A 21400-nucleotide genomic window follows, 5' to 3' on the forward strand; every position below is an offset into this window, starting at 1 on the left:
AAATTATGAAACTTTGGGATAAAGGGTTTTCAATAGACAAACAAATAGAAAATTTTACAGTTGGTAATGATAGAGAAATTGACATTCATATTGCAAAATATGATGTACAAGCTTCTTTGGCCCACGCAATAATGCTAGAATCTATAGGAATTATTTCTACGGATGAATTAAAAGACCTTAAAAAAGGTTTAGAAGAACTGGCAAAAGATATAGAAAACGGAACATTTGTGATAGAACCTTCTTTTGAAGATGTACATTCTAAAATCGAATGGGAATTAACCAACAAGTTAGGTGAAGTCGGTAAAAAAATTCATACAGCTCGTTCTAGAAATGATCAAGTTTTAGTGGCTTTACATTTATATTATAAAGAAAATTTAGCCATTGTAAATGATAAAGTAAAAGTTCTATTTGATACGTTATTAAATTTAGCTGATACACATAAAGAATCATTATTACCTGGTTATACACATTTACAAGTTGCAATGCCATCATCTTTTGGGTTGTGGTTTTCTGCTTATGCAGAGTTATTAATTGATGATGTTTACGTTTTAAATGCAGTTTCTAAAGTTGTAGATCAAAATCCTTTAGGTTCTGCTGCTGGTTATGGTTCTTCTTTTCCTATAGATAGAGAGTTAACCACTAAAGAATTAGATTTTGCAACATTAAAATACAATGTTGTAGCTGCACAATTAAGTCGTGGTAAAAGTGAACGTTCTATTGCTGCTGCTTTGGGCGGATTGTGTAATACAATGGCTCGTTTTGCGATGGATGTTTGTTTGTATATGAGTCAGAATTTTGGTTTTATCACTTTTCCTGATGAATTAACTACAGGAAGCAGCATTATGCCTCACAAAAAAAATCCTGATGTTTTTGAATTGATCCGTGGAAAATGTAATAAAATTCAGGCTTTGCATTCAGAAATGTTATTGATTACAAATAATTTACCAACAGGTTATCATAGAGATTTTCAATTATTAAAAGAAAATATTATTGCTGCTTTTGAAGATGTAAAAGACATTTTAGACATTTTTAATTATGCGATACAACAAGTGATTGTAAAGGATATCGATTTAAATGACGAAAAGTATCAATATTTATTTACCGTAGATTCTATTAATAATTTGGTAGTAGAAGGCATGTCTTTTAGAGAAGCTTATCAAAAAATTGGCGGTCAAGTTCAAGAAGGAACTTACAAACCAGATTTAGGAAAACAACATTCGCATGTTGGAAGTATCCATAATTTATCCTTAGAAAAAATTAGAGAAAAATATCCTAAAAAATAATTAAAAAAAAACCTTGTTCACTAAATGTAAACAAGGTTTTTTTTAATTTTAAATGTATTTTATAAATAGAAATTTACACCAATACTTAAACTAAAAGCATCACCAAAAGATACTTCTTTAGAAGTGATGGCGTACCATAAATAGGTTTCTACAGTACCTACTTCTGCATAAAAATCTGCTCCGTTAAAAATTTTCTTATTTTTAAATTCTTGATGTACTAATCCGCCACCAAAAAGTGTAAAATGAAATGCGTTTGGCACGTAATAATCTTCTGGATAAATACTAGGCAGAGAGGTAAACGAATTTGTACCAATTTCGTATGATAATGCAAAACCTGCAATTGGTGTAATTGTTAAGTTTTCGCTTATTTTTTTTCTATAAATAGGAAACGTATTTTTGATTGTTAATAAATGAATTCTGTCTGCTTTAGAAACGGATTCTGGCACATAACCATATAATAATTCTGTGTATAAAACTTTATCAAATAATTGATAACCGGCACCTAAAGAAATCATACCAATATTACCTGCAAATTGTGCTTTTACATAATCTGGCACATACCAAGATTTATTATTAACCGTTTTTTGTTCTTGTGCTATTGTTTTACCAACAAACATTATTAGCATTACTGCCGTAAATAATTGTTTAATTTTCATGTTACTTTAATTCTATAAGTTCAATATCAAAACTGTCTTGTTGTACGCTAATAATTCCGTATTCTGGTTTTTTAAGTGCCGGAATTACTAAATAGTTTACATCACCTTCTTCATAAAAATACCCGTGTGTATGGCCATGCACAGAAAGTGCAACATTATTTTCTTTTAAAATAGTATTGTACTGGTTTTTCATTTCGTCTGGTAAATCATTACTAACAACAATAGGAATGTGAGAAAAAGAAAATACTTGGTTGTAATTTGCATTGTCACTTAACTCGTTAGACAACCATTCAAAATCAGGATCTTTATTGCTTTCCCAAATAATATCGTCAAACATTACAAACTTGTTGTTATTAAATTCGAAAGAGTAATTGTAATCTCCAAACATTTCTTTGTAAATCAATGCTCCGTTAGAATTATAATCATGATTACCAATTACAGTAAAATAAGGTTTGTTTAAATTTTTCATGATATCATAAAAAATTTCAAACTCTTTTAAAAGTGCTTGATCTGCAATATCACCACCAAAAACAACAAAAGCAATATCTTTTCTATTATTAATATCTTCTACTACAGATCTTAAGTTATTATAGAAATAATGAACATCTGTAATAAAAGCAAATTTAAAATCTTGATTATTTTGCTCTAGTTCTGCTAAAAGTTTTAAGTTTTTTGCTGTTGTATTTTTTTCTGAACTATTTACACCTGCTTCATACACACTGTATTCAAAAAGATTTTCGCAAGCAATAAATATTGTAATAATGCTTAATAGCATTACTAGTTTAAAATTTTTCATTTTATTAAATTAATATATGATTTTATAAATGTTTAATTCATTAACAATTCTAATAGACGGTGCTATTAAAAAAACTTACAGAATTAAAAGTAAAGTTATGTACGCTGTTATTCTCCGGAATAACTTACAAAGTTTCTTGGGGTTTCGTACAACGTAATTTTTAAATCTAAATTAGTTGGTAATAACTTTCTTAACTTATTGTAGGTAACAACACAAATGTTTTCTGCTGTTGGGTTTAATTCTTTAAATTCGGGTACTTCTAAATTTAAATTTTTATGATCGAAACAGTCTTCAATTTCAGATTTTATGTGATTTCTTAAAATTCCTAAATCGTAAACATAACCAGTTTCTTTATCAATTTCACCAGTTAAAGAAACAATTAACTCGTAATTATGACCATGAAAATTAGGATTACTGCATTTACTAAAAACTTCGAAGTTTTTATCGTCACTCCAATCTTTTCTGTACAATCTATGTGCAGCGTTAAAATGTGCTTTTCTATGAACTGTAACTTTAGGCATTTGTTAGTTTTTCGTAAGAATTATCAAAAATAATTTTAAACCACTCTGTATAATTCGTAGGGTTTTCTTCGATGTCTTTTTTAACATCATCTAATAACATCCATTTATAAGCTTCTACTTCTTCTTTATTTATGTTGGGTGCATCATTATACTTACCAACCATAACATGGTCTAATTCATGTTCTGTTAAGCCGTTATCAAAAGGTGCTTTATAAATAAAAGAAAAAACTTCTTTTATATCTGTTACAAACCCCATTTCTTCTTGCAATCTTCTTTTACCAGCTTCTAGGTTAGTTTCTCCTTCTCTTTGATGTGAACAACAAGTGTTTGTCCATAACAATGGCGAGTGATATTTAGATGCTGCTCTTTGTTGTAGCATTAACTCTCCGTTATCATTAAAAACAAAAACAGAAAAAGCTCTATGTAACAATGCCTTTTCATGTGCTTCTATTTTTTCCATTAAGCCTATTTGCTTATCGTTTTGGTCTACTAAAATTACTTGTTCTTTCATTATTGCAAAAATAAGGAATACAAGTATCAATAAATCATAAAATTTGATTAAAAACTATAAGATTTTTCTATTCTTTTATATTGATGATTTATATTTGACATTTAAAATGAACTTTTACTCTATGAAATTTTACTATAAGTTATTATTTTTTATCGCTTTATCTTCTCTATATTATTGCAGTAATTCTGAAATTAAAAATGATAAGAAAAAAACTAAAACAAACATCAAACAAATTGTAGAAAAGAAAGTAGAAAAGCGTTGGGATAGTTTAAACAAAACAAATGTTGAAGCTTTTTTTACAGAATATGGCAAGCAGAACAAAGAGAACAAAGTCATCATAAAAACCAAATTTGGTAATATTAAACTTCGTTTGTACGATGATGTGCCTATACACAGAGCTAATTTTATCTTTTTAACAAAACTTAAATATTTTAATACAACAGTAATTTATCGAGTAGCAAGAAACTTTGTAATTCAAGGCGGTAACTCAGATGAAACTTATACACATAATCAAAGAAGATTATACGGCAATTATTTAATTAAACCCGAATTTAAAAGTAACCGAAAGCATAAATATGGTGCTTTAGCAGCTGCAAGACAGTGGGAAAAAAATCCGAATAAATTATCGAGTCCTTTTGAATTTTACATGGTACATAATAGAAACGGTGCACATCATTTAAACAACGAACATACTGTTTTTGGTGAAGTAATTTCTGGTTTCGACACATTAGATAAAATTTCTAGAGTAAAAGTTGGTGTAGATGAATGGCCTGTTGAAGATATTAAAATGACAATAGAAATTTTAGATTGATATTTCTCTTTGTAAAACCTATCTTTGCACCTCAAATTTTGTAGATGAGTTTTTTAGAAGAAATAGCACGTAGAAGAACATTTGGTATTATATCGCATCCAGATGCTGGTAAAACAACATTAACGGAAAAGCTTTTACTTTTTGGTGGTGCAATACAAGAAGCAGGTGCTGTTAAAAACAATAAAATAAAAAAAGGTGCAACTTCAGATTTTATGGAGATTGAACGCCAACGTGGTATTTCTGTAGCCACATCTGTACTTGCCTTTATTTATAAAGATAAAAAGATAAATATACTAGATACGCCTGGGCATAAAGATTTTGCCGAAGATACTTTTAGAACTTTAACTGCAGTAGATAGCGTTATTGTTGTAATTGATGTTGCAAAAGGTGTAGAACCACAAACCGAAAAATTAGTTGAAGTTTGTAGAATGAGAAGCATACCAATGTTGGTTTTTATCAATAAATTGGATAGAGAAGGAAAAGATGCTTTTGATTTATTAGATGAAGTAGAACAAAAATTAGGTTTAACAGTAACTCCTATGAGTTTTCCTATTGGTATGGGATATGACTTTAAAGGGATTTACAATATTTGGGAGAAAAAAATTAATCTTTTTTCTGGAGACAATAAAACTTCTATATCCGAAGGTGTTGAGTTTGATGATTTATCAAACCCAGAACTAGATAACATAGTTGGTGAAACTGCTGCAGAAACCTTACGTGAAGAAATAGAATTGATAAGCGAGGTGTATCCAGAATTTGATAGAGATGAATACCTAAATGGTACTTTACAACCTGTATTTTTTGGATCTGCTTTAAACAATTTTGGTGTAAAAGAATTATTAGATGCTTTTATAGAAATTGCACCGGCACCACAACCTAAAAAAGCAGAAGAACGTTTGGTAGATTCTAAAGAAACAAAACTTACAGGGTTTGTCTTTAAAATTCATGCAAACATGGATCCTAAGCATAGAGATAGACTTGCGTTTATTAAAATTGTATCTGGAACCTTCAAAAGAAACTCTCCTTATTTACATGTTAGAAATGGTAAAAAAGTAAAATTTTCTAGCCCGAATGCATTCTTTGCAGAAAGAAAAGAAATTGTAGAAGAATCTTTTCCTGGTGATATTGTTGGTATTCACGATACTGGTAATTTTAAAATTGGAGACACATTAACAGAAGGAGAACAATTAAACTTTAAAGGAATACCTAGTTTTTCTCCAGAACATTTCCGTTATGTAAATAACGCAGACCCAATGAAATCTAAACAATTATACAAAGGTTTAGACCAGTTAATGGATGAAGGTGTTGCTCAATTATTTACATTAGAAATGAATGGTCGTAGGGTAATTGGTACTGTAGGTGCATTACAATACGAAGTTATTCAATATAGATTAGAACACGAATATGGTGCAAAATGTACCTATGAAAATTTACAAGTTCATAAAGCATGTTGGGTTGAACCAGAAAACCCAAAGAATGATGAATTTAAAGAATTCAAAAGAGTTAAACAGCGTTATTTAGCAAAAGACAAGCAAGGTCAATTGGTATTTTTAGCAGATTCTGAATTCACAATTCAAATGACACAGAGTAAATATCCAACAGTTAAATTACATTTTACAAGTGAATTCAAAAATTAGTTTATGAAGAAAATTGTATTACTGCTAATCTTATTATTCGCTTTTAAAACCTTTTCGCAAAATTATAGTATCAATGATTTAAAAGGAAAAGAGTTAAAAAACAGTATTCGTTTAAATTATATATTAATAGATCAGCCAGATATTACATATAATTATGGTGACGGCACTACATATAAATTAGACCCAACAATGGGTTTATTTGGCTTAAATTATAATATACCTTTAACCGATTGGCTATACACAGGTGCAGGTTTTCATGGTGCCGTTTATGGCGATCAAGGCGGATTATTTACTTTGGGTGTAAATCTTGGTGTTAATAAGAAAATTTATAAAAATTTATATTTTGATGCAAATATTCACTTTGGTGGTGGTGGCGGATTTAGAAGTTTAGTAAATGGTGGCGGAATTATTTACCCAAATATTGGCTTGCAATACAAAACAGATAAGTTTGCTTTTGGTTTACAATATGGTCATGTAAACTTCTTTACAGGTATTCAAAAAGGAGATAATATTTCTTTTTTTGTAGAAATTCCTACAACAGTTAGAGCTGCTTCTTATAAAGATGCTCAAGAAAGATTTGAAGTAGAAAATACTTTTAGTGATTCTTTTTGGCAGAAACCAGCTGTAAAAAGTGTACAACAAATTACATTTGATTACTTATTTCCTATTGGATCAACTAGAAATGATGGTTTCGGAAACTTTAACAACACTACTCCTATTACACAAACATTAAGTCTAATAGGTTTCGAATATCAACGTTATTTAACAGAAAGTTCTTTTGTTTATGCGCATCTAGATGCTATGTATGGTGGTTTAAGAGCTGGTTTTATGGATGTTTTTATAGGTTTAGGTAAAAATTTTGTACAAACAAAATATGTAAACTTATTTGCTAAAGCTGGTATTGGAGCTGCAGGTGGTAGAGTTTTTCCAGAAGGTGGCTTAACAATGTATCCAAGTGTGGGTGCAGATTTTAAAATCTCTAAAAAGATTGGCGTAAGTCTTCACGGTGGTTATCATAGATCTGTTGGCGGAACTTTTGAAGCTTATACAGCTGGTTTTAGCTTAAAATATTACGGATTAAGTGGTGGTATTAGAGATCCTTATTCTTCAGAAAAAATTAAATCTATAAAAACTCAAGGTATTCAAATAGGATTTCAAAATCAGACCTATTATGATGTTGCAATTCTTGATAGACAAGATAATGATTTACAGTTACTAGCTGTAAAAATTAATTATGATATCAACAAGCGTTTTTATGTAGCAGGTGAAGCTTCATTTGCTTATTTAGGAGGTGCTGGTGGTTATGCTCACGGAATTTTTGGCCTTGGTATAAAATCGAATAAATTTTTAAATAATAATTTTTCACTATTCTTAGAAGCAGCTGGTGGTGTTGCCGGAGGTGGTGGTGTAGATTCTGGTGAAGGTGTTTTAATTAGACCAACTATTGGTCTTAATTATCATGCTTCAAAAGACTTTTCATTTCAGATATCTGGCGGGCAAATGTGGTCTCCCTTTGGCAATGTGAACTCTACAAACATAAATGTTGGTATTTCCTACGGATTATCAATCTTAAATTCAAAAAAATAAATACAGTTTAAACTGTAAATAATAATAAAGTAAAATAATTAAATAATAAGAAATGAATAACGGAATCTATGCAAAATTCACTACATCAAAAGGTGAAATTTTAGTACAATTAGAACACGAAAAAACTCCTGGTACTGTAGGTAATTTTGTTGCTTTGGCAGAAGGAAATTTAGAGAATGAAGTAAAAGAGCAAGGTACACCTTATTATAATGGTTTAAAATTTCATAGAGTTATTCCTGATTTTATGATTCAAGGTGGTTGTCCTTTAGGAACAGGAACAGGTAACCCTGGTTATAAATTTGATGATGAATTTCACCCAGATTTAAAACATGATGCACCAGGAAAATTAGCTATGGCAAATTCTGGACCTGCAACCAATGGTTCTCAATTTTACATCACTCATGTACCAACACCTTGGTTAGATGGTAAACACACTGTATTTGGTTCTGTAATAGAAGGACAAGATGTTGTAGATGCTGTTACACAAGGAGATGAATTAACTTCTTTAGAAATTGTTAGAGTTGGTGCAGAAGCTGAAGCTTTTAATGCTGTAGAAGCTTTTAGAACTTTTGAAGGTGCAAGAGAAAAAAGAGAAGCAAAAGAAAAAGCAAAACAAAAAGAGCTTTTAGACAGTGTTGCTGCTGGTTATGATGAAACTAAAAGTGGTTTACGTTACCAAATTTTACAAAAAGGTGAAGGAAAAAAGGCAACAAAAGGAGCTGGAGTTTCTGTACATTATAAAGGACAATTATTAGACGGAACTGTTTTTGATTCTTCTTACAAAAGAAAACAACCAATCGATTTTAACGTTGGTGTTGGTCAAGTTATTGCTGGTTGGGATGAAGGAATTCAGTTATTACAAGTTGGCGATAAAGCTCGTTTTGTAATTCCATCTAATTTAGCTTACGGTGCTGCAGGTGCTGGTGGAGTAATTCCTCCAAACGCTACACTAATCTTTGATGTAGAATTAATGGACGTTAAGTAATTACATTCTTAAAATAATAAAAAGCCTCAATACATATTTTGTATTGAGGCTTTTTGGTTTTTGTTAAAAAAGTTAATTTAAAATCATAACTACTTAATTTTCTTTACATTAGAAACAATTTGTTTAATTAATCTAATAAATACTTTTATTATGAAAAAACCAGACTTTAGTAATTTAAAAGTTATATATGTTAATTGTACTTTAAAGAAATCTCCTGCCAAAAGTCACACCTCTCTATTAATGCAAGTTTCTAAAGACATTTAAAAATAAAAAATTAGAAAACCCTGTTGGTAATACAAGTGATTTCACAAATAGAAATACCACCTTTATAACTTATAATTATTACATCTAGCATCATTATTAAAAGTAATAAGGGATATCCAAGTTATGGTAATTCTAGAAAAGATTGGGATGATGGAAAACGTTGGAGCTTTGAAAACCCAGAATATAGGTAAAGTAAAAAAGCGCATTCTTTTGAATACGCTTTTTTTAAAACTCTATTTTTTTTAAATATTTTGAGACAACCAATCTCCTACTTCATTTGTTCCGAAAGCTTTACCTCCATCTGCTAAATCTTCGGTAACTATACCTTTATTTAAAGCACTATTTACGGCATCTCTAATTGCTTTACCTTCTTCTTGTAAACCAAAGTTTTCGAACATCATTGCTGCAGATAAAACTGTTGCCATTGGGTTTGCAATATTTAAACCTGTTGCTTGTGGATACGAACCATGAATAGGCTCAAATAAACCAATATTAGAACCTAAAGAAGCACTTGGCATTAAACCCATAGAACCAGATATAACAGAAGCTTCATCAGTTAAAATATCACCAAATAAATTTTCTGTAATTAAAACATCATAACTATTTGGCCATTGTACCAAACGCATTGCAACAGCATCTACAAATTCATAAGAAACTTCAACTTCTGGATATTCCTTCTCCATGGCTTGTACAGTTTCTCTCCACAATCTAGAAGTTTCTAAAACATTTGCTTTATCTACACAGCAAAGTTTTTTACCACGAGTCATTGCTAATTCAAAACCTTTTTTTGCCAATCGTTGAACTTCTGCCCTAGTATAAACACAATTATCAAAAGCAGTTTCACCTTCATCTCTTCTACCCTTTTCACCAAAATAAATACCACCTGTTAGTTCACGTAAAAACACCAAATCTGTACCTTCAATTCTTTCTCTTTTTAAAGGAGATTTATCTAATAAAGAAGGAAATGTAAATGTTGGTCTAACATTAGCAAACAAACCTAATTTTTTACGCATTTTTAATAGACCTTGCTCTGGACGAACTTTAGCTGATGGGTCGTTATCAAATCTTGGATGACCAATAGCGCCAAATAAAACAGCATCTGAAGAAGCACAGATTTCATGTGTTTCATCTGGGTAAGGTTCTCCAACAGCATCTATGGCTGCAGCACCAGTTAAAGCTGGTCTCCAATTTATCTCATGATTAAATTTTTTAGCAACTGCATCAGATACTTTAACTGCTTGATCAATTACTTCTGGTCCAATTCCGTCTCCTGCTAATAAGGCTATATTTAATTTCATTTTCTATTTTGGCTTTTGGCTCTTGGCTTTTGGCTCTTAGCTATATGCTAATTGCTAAAAGTAAAAAGCTTTTATATAATATTTAACATTTTTTCTGTGGCTTTAATTGCAGATACTGTTTGATCTGAATCTAAACCGTGTGTTATAAACTCTTTTTCTTCTCTTTTCCAAGTTATTATAGTTTCACACAATGCATCAGAATGACTTCCTGGAGGGATTCTAACAGCATAATCTATTAACTTTGGTAATTCTTTTTTACTGTGTATTTTATATAATTTTTTTAATGCATTCATAAAAGCATCAAACTGTCCGTCTCCTTGCGCATGTGCTTCATATAAAATCCCTTCAACTTTTAATTGCAAAGTTGTAGAAGGTTTCATTCCTTTTGCATGACCTAAGACATAGTTTTCTACAACTACACGTTTTTCTATTGTGTCGCTATCTAAAACATCAGAAATTATATATGGTAAATCTTCTTGAGAAACAATTTCTTTTTTATCTCCTAATTCTATAATTCTTTGCGTTACTTTTTTTAACTCTTCATCATTTAAACTAAGTCCTAAATCTTGTAAATTCTTCTGAATATTTGCCTTACCAGATGTTTTACCTAAAGCATATTTACGTTTTCTACCAAAACGCTCTGGCATTAGATCATTAAAATAAAGATTGTTTTTATTATCACCGTCTGCATGAATACCTGCAGTTTGCGTAAAAACATTGGCACCAACTACAGGCTTGTTTACAGGAATTCTAAATCCTGAAAAAGTTTCTACTAGTTTACTAACTTTATTTAACGCTTTTTCATTCACATTAACTTCACAATTATCTAAAAAATCATTAATTACTGCAATAACGCTTGCCATAGGTGCATTTCCTGCACGCTCACCCATTCCGTTAATTGTTAAGTGCAAACCATTTACACCAGCTTTAACAGCCTCCATAACATTAGCCACGCCTAAATCGTAATCATTATGTCCATGAAAATCAAAGTGCAACTTCGGATATCTTTCTCTTAAAGTTGTAACATATTTATAAGTTTCATCGGGAGTTAAAACACCTAAAGTATCTGGCAATAAAACACGTTCGATCTTTTGATTTGTTAAAAAATTTAAATAAGCTAAAACATATTCTTTAGAATTGCGCATTCCGTTAGACCAATCTTCTAGATAAACATTAGTTTTAATGCCTTTTTTAGCTGCTAATTCTATTGTAGATTCAATATCTTTAAAATGTTGTTCTGGTGTTTTTTTTAATTGATGTGTGAGATGATTTAGAGAGCCTTTGGTTAATAAATTCTGAACTTTAGCACCAGATTCTAACATCCAATTAATAGATTTTCCACCATCAACAAAAGTTAACACTTCGATGTTTTCTAAAAAATGATGTTCTTTGGCCCAAGAAGTAATTTTTTTTACTGCTTGTAATTCACCTTCAGAAACTCTTGCAGATGCAATTTCTAAACGATCTACCTTTAATTCTTCAAGTAATAATTTAGCAATTGTTAATTTTTCTGAAACCGAAAACGACACTCCTGATGTTTGTTCTCCATCACGAAGTGTCGTATCCATTATTTCTATCTTTCTACTAACCATACTATTTTTAACCTTTAAAAGTTATTCTTAAAATGGTCTAGTTTCTGCAAATGTAGAAATTTCATTTTCGATGTTTTTTAAATAATCTATATCATCAAAACCGTTTAACATGTTATCTTTTTTGTAAGCATTAATTTCAAAAGATTCAGATTCACCAGTTGCTACTAATGTAACCGTTTGGTTTGGTAAATCTACTTTAATTTCTGTTTTAGGATCTGCCATAATCGCAGTAAATAAAGTATCTGCAAATTCTGGTGAAACCTGTACAGGTAAAACCCCAACGTTTAAACAGTTATTTTTAAAAATATCTGCAAATGCTGATGAAATTACACAACGTAAACCAAAATCATACACAGACCAAGCTGCATGTTCTCTTGAAGAACCCGATCCAAAATTTCTACCTCCTACAAGAATTTTAGAACCTGCATAAATTTCTTTATTTAAAGGAAAATCTGCTTTTGGTGTTCCGTCTTGATTAAATCTCCAATCACGAAAAAAGTTGATATCAAAATCTTTACGCTCTGTAGCTTTTAAAAAACGAGCAGGAATTATTTGATCTGTATCTACATTTTCTATTGGTAATGGATAAGCTGTACTTGTTAGTACATTAAATTTATCGTAAGCCATTGTTTTTATACTTTTAGCCTTTAGCTGTTGGCTGTTGGCAATAATTAATAATTTTAAGCTAATGGCTAACTGCCAAAAGCATAGCTATTATGCTGTTAATAATGTTCTTGGATCTGTTACAACACCTTCTACTGCAGATGCTGCTGCAACTAATGGTGATGCTAATAAAGTTCTAGATCCAGGTCCTTGTCTACCTTCGAAGTTTCTGTTTGAAGTTGAAACTGATAATTTTCCTGAAGGAATTTTATCATCATTCATCGCCAAACAAGCAGAACAACCAGGTTCTCTTAAAACAAAACCGGCATCATCTATAATTTTATCTAAACCTTCTTCTTTAATTTGATCTACAACTTTATGTGAACCTGGTACTAACCAAGCAGTCACATTATCAGCTTTTTTTCTTCCTTCTACAATAGAACAGAATGCTCTAAAATCTTCTATTCGACCGTTTGTACAAGATCCTAAGAAAACAAAATCTATTTCTTTACCTATCATTGCATCACCTTCGTTAAAAGACATGTAACCTAAAGATTTTTTATATGTTTCTACACCGCCTTCTACATTTTCTGCGTTTGGTATCGATTTTGTAACTCCCATTCCCATACCTGGATTTGTACCATAAGTAATCATTGGTTCTATATCTGAAGCTTCATAATTAAATTCTACATCAAATTCTGCGCCTTCTTCTGTATATAAAGTTTCCCAATATTTCATTGCTTTGTCCCAATCTGCTCCTTTAGGAGTTTGAGAACGACCTTTAATATATTCAAACGTCTTTTGGTCTGGAGCAATCATACCACCACGTGCACCCATTTCAATAGATAAGTTACACACAGTCATTCGACCTTCCATTGTCATATCTTCAAAAACATCACCAGCATATTCTACAAAATAACCGGTAGCACCAGATGTAGTTTGTTTTGATATAATATATAAGGCAACATCTTTTGGCGTAACACCCAAACCTAACTTACCATTTACGTTAATACGCATTTTTTTAGGTTTTGGTTGCATAATACATTGTGTAGATAATACCATTTCTACTTCTGAAGTACCAATACCAAAAGCAATTGCACCAAAAGCACCATGCGTAGATGTATGCGAATCTCCACAAACAATAGTTGCTCCTGGCAAAGTAATTCCGTTTTCTGGACCAACAACATGCACAATTCCGTTATTTACATCACCTAAACCCCAGTGAGAAATACCATACTTTGCAGCATTTTTTTCTAAAGCATTTAATTGATTTGCAGATAAAGGATCTGCAACTGGTAAATGTTGATTTATTGTTGGTGTGTTATGATCTGCAGTTGCAAAAGTTCTCTCTGGATAAACAACACTGTTTCCTCTACTTTCTAATCCTAAGAAAGCTACAGGACTTGTAACTTCATGGATAAAATGACGATCTATAAAAAAAACATCTGGTCCGTCTTTTACGCTACGTACCACATGTGAATCCCATACTTTGTCAAATAATGTTTTTGCCATTTTTTTCTTTGTTATATTCAAACTATAATCTATTCTCAAAAATATAGTATTCCTTAAATTAAAAACTTTAAAATAAAATAAAAGCATTATACCCAAATGTTAAAGTCTTTTTTAACTGATTAAAATTCAGATATTTAAATCAAATTAAAATACGATGTCTAATATTTGAAAGTTTCTATCAATTATAATTATATAAAGTAAATCCGAAGTAAAATACAAACAAACGGAATCATTTTTTACACCTTTAAAAATCAAGAAATTAATTACATTTACCTTAAAATTATCTTTTAAAGCTATTTTACTATATTGGATATGTTAATTTTAAGAAAACTGATTATTGTTGTAACAATATCCTTCTTTGAATCGTCTTATCTCTAAAACTAACCAATTTAACCATGAAAAAATCTATATTAATTTTATTCTTACTCAGTTTATGTATCAGCTGCTCTTCTTCTAAAAATTCTGAAGAATTTATAAATAAAGCAGAAGGTCGTTATCTTTTTAATGCCAACGAAGTTTTAGAAGTTTACTTTAAAGAACAAGAACTTTATGTAAAATGGAGAGGTAGAGATGATATTAAACCTTTAAAGGTTAGTGAAAAATCTTTCTATATGAAAGAGATGAATGAAAAAATGATTTTTATAACAGAACCTACTATTCAAATTAAGTTAGCAGAAAAAACTGAACATAAAGGTGTAAAGTATCATTTTAAAAAAATGGCTGCCAACGAAAAAACTCCGCATGAGTACTTTGCGAACAAAGAATACAAAAAAGCATTAGAAGGTTACTTAAAAATTAAAAAACAAGATTCTTTAAATCCTGTTATTAGAGAGTATGAAATAAACGGTATTGGCTATAGCTACCTTAGAGAAAAGGAATTTGAAAAAGCGATAGAGATTTTTAAAATTAATACCGTTTTACACAGCAATAGTTCTAATACTTTTGATAGTTTGGCAGAGGCATATTTATCTAATAAAGATACTACAAATGCAATTATAAACTATAAAAAAGCACTATCAATTAATTCTGAAAATAAAGGTGCTTTAAGAAACTTAAAAAAAATTATGAAATAGTAAATGGATTTAGAAAAATTAAAATATCCGATAGGAAAAACAAAACTACCAACTTCTATTACTGATAAAGATTTAGAAGAATGGATTTCTGTTCTAGAAAGATTTCCGCATGAATTAGAATTTTTGACAAAAGATTTATCCGAAAATCAACTTGATACTCCATACAGAAAAGATGGCTGGACAGTTAGACAAGTAATTCATCATTGTTATGATAGTCATCATAATTCTTACATACGTTTTAAATGGGCTTTAACAGAAGAAAATCCAGAAATTAAAGCTTATTTTGAAGAACGTTGGGCAGAATTACACGATACTAAATCTGCTCCAGTTTCTTTGTCTTTGGACGCCCTAAAAGCTTTACATGCAAAATGGGTTTATTTATTAAAAGGTTTATCTAAAAAAGAATTATTAAGAAAATTTACGCATCCAGCTAGTAAAGACGTAGTCACACTGCAAGAAAATATAGGTATTTACGCGTGGCATTGTTTGCATCATTATGCGCATATAGAACAATTAATGCTAAGAGAAGGTTGGCAATAAAAAAATTTAATATCTCATTTCTATAAAAATAACTATATTACGAGTTCTAATTTTATAGAAAAACAATGAAAAATGCACAACAATGGTTTGATGAATACGCTGTAAGTCATCAAAATGAAACAAATCAAATGGTACATTATATTTGTGTGCCTTTAATATTTTTTAGTGTTATTGGTTTATTAATGAGTATACCAACAACTTTTTTAGAAAATACAATTGGCCTTTATAATCCTTTAATCGAAAATTGGGCAGTTGTAATTGGTTTGGTTATTTCTCTTTTTTATTTACAATTAGGTTTTTGGTATTTTGTAGAAATGCTATTTGTAATTTTATTATCGGTTATTGGAAATTATTGGTTAGGAAATAATTTTAATCTATTATATGCATCTATAACCATATTTGTATTAGCTTGGATTGGACAGTTTTGGGGACATAAAGTTGAAGGTAAAAAACCTTCTTTTGCCAAAGATTTACAATTTTTATTAATTGGTCCGTTATGGGTAATTCAAAAAATAGGTAAAAAATAAAAAAATGCAGAACAAAGAAATAACTTTTGAAGATTTTTTAAAAGTTGATATAAGAATAGGTACAATTATAGAAGTTAACGATTTTCCGAAAGCTAAAAAACCTGCATATCAACTTAAAATAGATTTTGGTGCTTTGGGTATAAAAAAATCTAGCGCTCAAATAACTGATTTGTATACCAAGGAAGAACTTTTAAACAAACAAATTTCTGCAATTGTAAATTTTAAACCAAGACAGATTGCTAATTTTATGAGCGAAGTTTTAGTTATTGGTGTCTATAATGTAAAAGGAAATGTTGTACTTCTAAAACCTTCTAAAGAAATTAAAAACGGAGAGCAAATTTCTTAATTAAGTATTTATTTGTTTGGGTTATTTAAAATTACTAAAGCTCCTATAACTCCAGGAATCCAGCCACAAAGCGTTAATAAAAAAATGATAAAGAAAGATCCGCAACCTTTATCAATTACAGATAATGGCGGAAAAATAATAGCAAATAATACTCTAAAAAAACTCATAATACAATTTTGTTGGTTCTATAATTAAGACGATTACCAATTAAAATTGTTACATAAAAAAAGTGATAGAAAGTTTAATAATTAAACTTTCTATCACTTTTTATTTTATTATAAATGTAATTTACATTTTATCTCCAAAGAAAATAGCATTCATTAATAACTTATTTGTACCGTACCAAAATGCTCTAAAGTTGGTATTATCTGTAAATACAATTACTTTTCCTCTACCCATTCTTTGGGTTTTAAAAGGTATTGTTTTACCAATTACTTTGGCATTCTCTTTCGAAATATAACCACTTAATAACGGTTTGTTTGTATATTGAATTGGGTTGTTATAGCTATTTTTATCTGCTTTAATAAACATCGTCGAATTTCTGAATAAAGCTACTTTATCATTTTTATAACCAAAGTTAACCGGATGTGATCTATCTATATCCGCTTCAAAAATTGCACCACCAATTACTTGTGCTCCAGATTTTAAACTACGATTTTCAAACGTAACATTTTCTGCAGGTGCAACTTCAGCATTTACAAATTCTAAGTTGATAAATTTACTTCTAGCCAACCATCTTGCCGTGTTTTTGTAACCAATTAAAACACCACCGTTTCTTACCCAAACTTTTAATTTTTCTTCTGCACTTTTACCTAAATTATAACTACTTGGTATAATAATAGAAGTGTACTTAGAAATATCTACTCTATCAAAACCTCTCATATCTAATCGCGTTAAAGCAATATCGAATCTTTGATCTAATAAATGCCAAATTTCTCCAGAATCATTTCCTGTTATTCCATCGCCAACCAACATAGCAACTTTTTGCTTTTTAATGTTTCTAAAATTGTTACTTCCTAAATCTATTCCTTCGTTTAAACCTGTTATAACACCATCCATAGAAATATTACTATTCTTAGCAACCTTTTGTAAGAACACATATAATTCTGATGCGTTTAAACTTTGATTTTGAACCGGAATAAATACCGTTCCGTAATCATAAGAAGTATTTCCGTTTGTAAAGTTTTTCATAGAAACTTTTGCACGAATTCCTTTTTGTAAAATTTCATTTAACGCTTTTGGTGCATAATATTCGTTCCATGGCATTAAATATCCATATTCACTTTTAGAAGAAACAACACCTTGTTTCATCTTTAAATTTGTTATTTCTTTTCCTGCTTTTGATAAAGAAATATTTTCTGCATAATCTACACCAAATGCATGGTTAAATGTCCATGCAGAAACATCATAAAACAAACTATCTGCAAAAGAAGTTCTAACATCAAACATTGCTTTTACCAATCTTTGATTTTTTTGATTCATTGGCACAACGTAACTGTAACCTTTTTTAAACTTCTTTCCGTTTTGCGTAAAATCAGATTTTACTTCATGAATTTTTATTTTCTGATTCTTTAAAACTTCTGCTAAATGAAAACTTTTTGCTGCATCTTTTTCATCACCAAAAACAATTGCCTTATTACTACCCGAATTTCTAGATTCTTTGTAAAAATCTTGCTGATATTTTAAAATTTTAACTCTCATTTTTCTACTTGCTTCTAAAGTAGATAATGCTGCTGTAAATTGATTTCTAATAGTAAACGGAAACGTTAACACTCCGTTTATTGTTTCTTGAGCATGACCTCTAGAACTGCCTTGTTCAAATAAAATACCAATACTACCATTAATGTCTGGAAAAGTAGAACCTTTACCATAGTAAAAATCATCGTAACTTTCTTCAGAATAATATAAAGAACCTATTTTGTCTAAAGCTTTTGCATGATAAGAACCTATTTCTTTCGTTAATTCTTGATTCAATTTTGGTGTTAAAGGGTTGGTTCTAGATGGAACTCCTGGTTGAAAAAAGAAACTAGAATTACTTCCCATTTCATGATGATCTGTTAAAACATTTGGCAACCATTTATGAAAAGTAGCAATTCTTGCTTTACTTTCTGGCAATTGCACAGGCAACCAATCTCTATTCATATCAAACTGATAGTGATTTGTTCTTCCTCTAGGCCAAATTTCTGAATATTCTCTGTCGTTTGGATCTGGATTTATATTTTTACTTCTGTTAGTATTTGCCCAATATGCAAAACGTTGCAATCCGTCAGGATTTAAAGAAGGGTCGAATAAAATTACAGTATTTTCTAGTAAATCGTCTATTTCACTTCCTTGTGCCGCAGCCAAATAGTAAGCTACTGCTAATGCAGCATTAGAACCACTTGCTTCATTACCATGTATAGAAAAACCTTGATACACCACAATTTTGTTATTGCTAACATCTACGTTACTATTGTTTGTAGCATCGATATGATTTTTTCTAATTTCTTCTAAATTTTGATGATTTTTAGGAGATGTAATCGTTAATAAATACAATTGTCTGTCTTCGTAAGTTTTACCTCTTTTCTCTATTGAAATTCTATCTGAAGAAGCCGCTAAAGCTTTCATGTATTCTGATAATTTATCATGAGTAATGTGCCACTCTCCTACTTCATGACCAATTACTGATGACGGCGTAGGTATTGCTGAATTATAAGAAACGTCTTTTGATAAATAATAAGATAAATCTACTTTTTGAGCAGAAACTGTTATTGAAATAAACAGGAAAAATAATATAATTTTTTTCATAAATTAAAAGTTGGTTATCTAACAAATATAAGGATTCGTTAATTTTAATGATATTCTTTAACAACTTATTAACTTCTTTTTAATAAAATGGTTAAAACTGCAAATAATTGGTAAGTTTAATTGATGTAAATCGTCTTAATATTTTTAAGAAATAACGCAATTTAACGTAAATTGCAATCCTATTTTTAAGTGAAGATTATGCAAGACAATAAAACCATAAATTATATTAAAAGCGTAGTAAATAATATGCCTAGTAATTGGCTAAATTTAACAACGCATCGATTAGATATTTATAATGAGGAATTAGCTAAAACTCAGTTTTTAGAGCATTTCGAAAAACTATATGAAGCTAATAATTCAGATCAATCTGCTTTAGATCTTTTGCCAACGGCATACGATTATATTAGATTAGGACATCCTTTATCTTGTGTTTTAGAATGGTCTATAGCAAAGTTAAATAACTTAGACGCCTCGAATGTTATCAGTTTTTCATCTAAAACTACACCCATTCTTGCCGTTTTAAGAAAAAACTTAATCGATCATAAAAATACAAGAATCTTATATACAGATAGTTTTCCTCAATCTTTTTCATCAGAAATGATAAAAACAGTTTACGGTTACACATTCGAAACTCAAAAAATTGAAGATTTAAATTCTATTTCTCCTTTTGATGGTAGCACTATTTTGGTTGTTTCAAATTCTGAAATTGGCGAATTAACAATGCATAAAAACATTGATTTTTATTTGAATCTTTACCAAGAGTTAGGAAGTATTTTAGTTGTTAACGGAACAGAAAATGAAGAATATATTTCCGAAATTCAGCATGTAAGAAGAAGAGAAACTGTTGCAATGACGCCTGCAAATACCTTAAATGCTTTACAAATTTTAACTGATAATGTTAATATATCTGAAAAAAGTAAAGTAAATCTTAATGATAAAGCATCCGTTTTAGAAGAAATTAAAAGTATAACAGGTACAAATTTAAAACCTGTTGTTGGTTCTAGCGGTTTGTCTATTCAATATGCTATAATGATGGGATTAGTAGACAATGCTTTAGAAAATCATAAAGGAAAAGCTATTAAATTTATAGTACCACCAAATTGTTACGGAGGAACGAATGACCAAGCAAGACGTGTTGCTGCATGTTTAGATTTTGTAGAAGTTGTAGATTTACCGGTAGATGGTGATAATGATATGGTTAAAAGTATTGATACCGTTTTAAATAAGATTGCTAAACAAGATGCTGTACCTTATATTATTGCAGAAATACCTACAAATCCTAGAGTTGAAGTACCAGAATTATTAGCTTTAAAAGAAGTTTTAAGCAAAGAAAGAAAAACAGAAAATGGTTCTATTGCCGTTGATCCTGTATTTATATTAGATCAAACTTTTTGCCCAAATGTATTGTTTTTAGGTGAAGGAAAAATCTTATCTACCGTAAGAACAATTTCTTACGCAAGTGGGTCTAAATTTCCTAGCGGAGGAAAATGTACAGCAGGTTATTGTGTTGGTAATGATAAAACTGAAAAACTTATTGATAAAATTCATACTCATTTAGAATTATGTGATAATGAAGCTACAGCACATCAATATGAAATTTTGGCTAAGCAATTGCCTTCTATGAATCAAAGAATTGCTGATGCATACACAAACACTAGAGAATTTGTAAACTTTATTCAAGAAGTTTTACCAGAAGCTAAAATTAATTTTGTTTCAGAAGCATTGGCTAAAGAAGGTTTTACACCGTCTGTGTTTTCTTTAGATTTACCAACAAAAGGTAATTCTGATGAAGAAAGAGAAGCTTACAAGAGAGCATTGAATTTAAAGTTGATAAATTTAATGATTACAGAAATTCCGGATGAAAGCAAATATTGTGTTAGTTACGGACAATTAAAAGGCTGTTATTGGACGATTCCTGCAACTTCTACACAAGGAACCACAAAAGAAGGTGACAAAGATTACATTGCACGTGTTGCCTTGTCTGCAAACCTAAATTTAGAATTACATAAAAAAGTATTTCAAAAATTTGTAGATAGTATTTAAAGAAAACTAATCGAAAAACCCAAGCCTA

At 30.1% G+C, this 21400-nt stretch carries 20 protein-coding genes; 10 read left to right on the forward strand and 10 right to left on the reverse strand.

Annotation, left to right across the window (positions count from 1 at the left end; all coding sequences use genetic code 11):
• The first annotated feature begins 5 nt into the window (after positions 1 to 5).
• A complete protein-coding gene (argH, locus tag BXQ17_RS04495) occupies positions 6 to 1283 on the forward strand; it encodes an argininosuccinate lyase (RefSeq protein ID WP_077809495.1) in 1278 nt (425 codons plus the stop codon).
• A 59-nt stretch (positions 1284 to 1342) separates the two neighbouring features.
• Here argH and BXQ17_RS04500 read toward each other — a convergent pair whose 3' ends face one another.
• From BXQ17_RS04500 to idi, 4 genes are all read right to left on the reverse strand, one after another.
• Positions 1343 to 1939 (reverse strand): hypothetical protein, encoded by a 597-nt coding sequence (locus BXQ17_RS04500; RefSeq protein ID WP_077809496.1) that lies wholly within the window; start codon positions 1937 to 1939, stop codon positions 1343 to 1345.
• A 1-nt stretch (position 1940) separates the two neighbouring features.
• Positions 1941 to 2735 (reverse strand): metallophosphoesterase, encoded by a 795-nt coding sequence (locus BXQ17_RS04505; RefSeq protein ID WP_077809498.1) that lies wholly within the window; start codon positions 2733 to 2735, stop codon positions 1941 to 1943.
• Between the two features lie 107 nt (positions 2736 to 2842).
• Complete coding sequence (locus BXQ17_RS04510) at positions 2843 to 3256, reverse strand: 6-carboxytetrahydropterin synthase (RefSeq protein WP_077809499.1); 414 nt, start codon at positions 3254 to 3256, stop codon at positions 2843 to 2845.
• Positions 3249 to 3767, reverse strand: a complete 519-nt coding sequence (gene idi / locus BXQ17_RS04515; protein ID WP_077809500.1) for an isopentenyl-diphosphate Delta-isomerase — start codon at positions 3765 to 3767, stop codon at positions 3249 to 3251. Before idi ends, BXQ17_RS04510 begins: the two co-directional genes overlap by 8 nt.
• Positions 3768 to 3888: 121 nt before the next feature.
• Here idi and BXQ17_RS04520 point away from each other — a divergent pair, with 121 nt between their 5' ends.
• From BXQ17_RS04520 to BXQ17_RS04535, 4 genes are read left to right on the forward strand one after another with little or no spacing between them, the layout of a single operon-like run.
• A complete protein-coding gene (locus BXQ17_RS04520; protein ID WP_077809502.1) occupies positions 3889 to 4578 on the forward strand; it encodes a peptidylprolyl isomerase in 690 nt (229 codons plus the stop codon).
• A gap of 44 nt (positions 4579 to 4622) precedes the next feature.
• The gene (locus tag BXQ17_RS04525) at positions 4623 to 6215 is read left to right on the forward strand and encodes a peptide chain release factor 3 (protein WP_077809503.1); all 1593 of its coding nucleotides are present in this window, start codon (positions 4623 to 4625) and stop codon (positions 6213 to 6215) included.
• Between the two features lie 3 nt (positions 6216 to 6218).
• Positions 6219 to 7802 carry a hypothetical protein gene (locus BXQ17_RS04530; RefSeq protein ID WP_077809505.1) on the forward strand — a complete coding sequence of 528 codons (1584 nt, stop codon included), beginning with the start codon at positions 6219 to 6221 and terminating at the stop codon, positions 7800 to 7802.
• 52 nt (positions 7803 to 7854) lie between these two features.
• Positions 7855 to 8787 (forward strand): peptidylprolyl isomerase, encoded by a 933-nt coding sequence (locus tag BXQ17_RS04535; RefSeq protein WP_077809507.1) that lies wholly within the window; start codon positions 7855 to 7857, stop codon positions 8785 to 8787.
• A 506-nt stretch (positions 8788 to 9293) separates the two neighbouring features.
• Here the strand turns inward: BXQ17_RS04535 and leuB are convergent.
• The 4 genes from leuB to leuC form a co-directional block, all read right to left on the reverse strand.
• The gene (leuB, locus tag BXQ17_RS04545) at positions 9294 to 10349 is read right to left on the reverse strand and encodes a 3-isopropylmalate dehydrogenase (RefSeq protein ID WP_077809508.1); all 1056 of its coding nucleotides are present in this window, start codon (positions 10347 to 10349) and stop codon (positions 9294 to 9296) included.
• Between the two features lie 71 nt (positions 10350 to 10420).
• Positions 10421 to 11941, reverse strand: coding sequence for an alpha-isopropylmalate synthase regulatory domain-containing protein (locus tag BXQ17_RS04550; protein WP_077809509.1), 1521 nt, complete (start codon positions 11939 to 11941; stop codon positions 10421 to 10423).
• Positions 11942 to 11968: 27 nt separating this feature from the next.
• A complete protein-coding gene (gene leuD / locus BXQ17_RS04555; RefSeq protein WP_077809510.1) occupies positions 11969 to 12568 on the reverse strand; it encodes a 3-isopropylmalate dehydratase small subunit in 600 nt (199 codons plus the stop codon).
• 87 nt (positions 12569 to 12655) lie between these two features.
• On the reverse strand, positions 12656 to 14056 hold the full coding sequence (gene leuC / locus BXQ17_RS04560) for a 3-isopropylmalate dehydratase large subunit (protein WP_077809511.1): 1401 nt from the start codon (positions 14054 to 14056) through the stop codon (positions 12656 to 12658).
• Between the two features lie 395 nt (positions 14057 to 14451).
• Between leuC and BXQ17_RS04565 the strand changes: the two genes are divergently transcribed.
• The 4 genes from BXQ17_RS04565 to BXQ17_RS04580 all read left to right on the forward strand — a co-directional run bounded on the left by BXQ17_RS04565 (position 14452) and on the right by BXQ17_RS04580 (position 16542).
• Complete coding sequence (locus BXQ17_RS04565; protein WP_077809512.1) at positions 14452 to 15129, forward strand: lipopolysaccharide assembly protein LapB; 678 nt, start codon at positions 14452 to 14454, stop codon at positions 15127 to 15129.
• A 3-nt stretch (positions 15130 to 15132) separates the two neighbouring features.
• Complete coding sequence (locus BXQ17_RS04570) at positions 15133 to 15669, forward strand: YfiT family bacillithiol transferase (protein ID WP_077809513.1); 537 nt, start codon at positions 15133 to 15135, stop codon at positions 15667 to 15669.
• A gap of 65 nt (positions 15670 to 15734) precedes the next feature.
• Positions 15735 to 16196, forward strand: coding sequence for a DUF962 domain-containing protein (locus BXQ17_RS04575; RefSeq protein WP_077809514.1), 462 nt, complete (start codon positions 15735 to 15737; stop codon positions 16194 to 16196).
• Positions 16197 to 16200: 4 nt separating this feature from the next.
• A complete protein-coding gene (locus BXQ17_RS04580) occupies positions 16201 to 16542 on the forward strand; it encodes a tRNA-binding protein (protein WP_077809515.1) in 342 nt (113 codons plus the stop codon).
• An 8-nt stretch (positions 16543 to 16550) separates the two neighbouring features.
• Here BXQ17_RS04580 and BXQ17_RS04585 read toward each other — a convergent pair whose 3' ends face one another.
• Together BXQ17_RS04585 and BXQ17_RS04590 are read right to left on the reverse strand one after the other, a co-directional pair.
• A complete protein-coding gene (locus BXQ17_RS04585) occupies positions 16551 to 16709 on the reverse strand; it encodes a YqaE/Pmp3 family membrane protein (RefSeq protein WP_077809516.1) in 159 nt (52 codons plus the stop codon).
• Positions 16710 to 16830: 121 nt separating this feature from the next.
• Positions 16831 to 19329, reverse strand: coding sequence for a M14 family metallopeptidase (locus BXQ17_RS04590; RefSeq protein WP_077809517.1), 2499 nt, complete (start codon positions 19327 to 19329; stop codon positions 16831 to 16833).
• 198 nt (positions 19330 to 19527) lie between these two features.
• On the opposite strand from BXQ17_RS04590, the gene BXQ17_RS04595 reads away from it, so the two are divergent.
• Positions 19528 to 21372 (forward strand): cystathionine beta-synthase, encoded by a 1845-nt coding sequence (locus BXQ17_RS04595; RefSeq protein WP_077809518.1) that lies wholly within the window; start codon positions 19528 to 19530, stop codon positions 21370 to 21372.
• The last annotated feature ends 28 nt before the right edge of the window (positions 21373 to 21400 follow it).

The organism is Polaribacter sp. BM10, assembly GCF_002005425.1.
Classification (GTDB): Bacteria; Bacteroidota; Bacteroidia; order Flavobacteriales; family Flavobacteriaceae; genus Polaribacter; species Polaribacter marinaquae.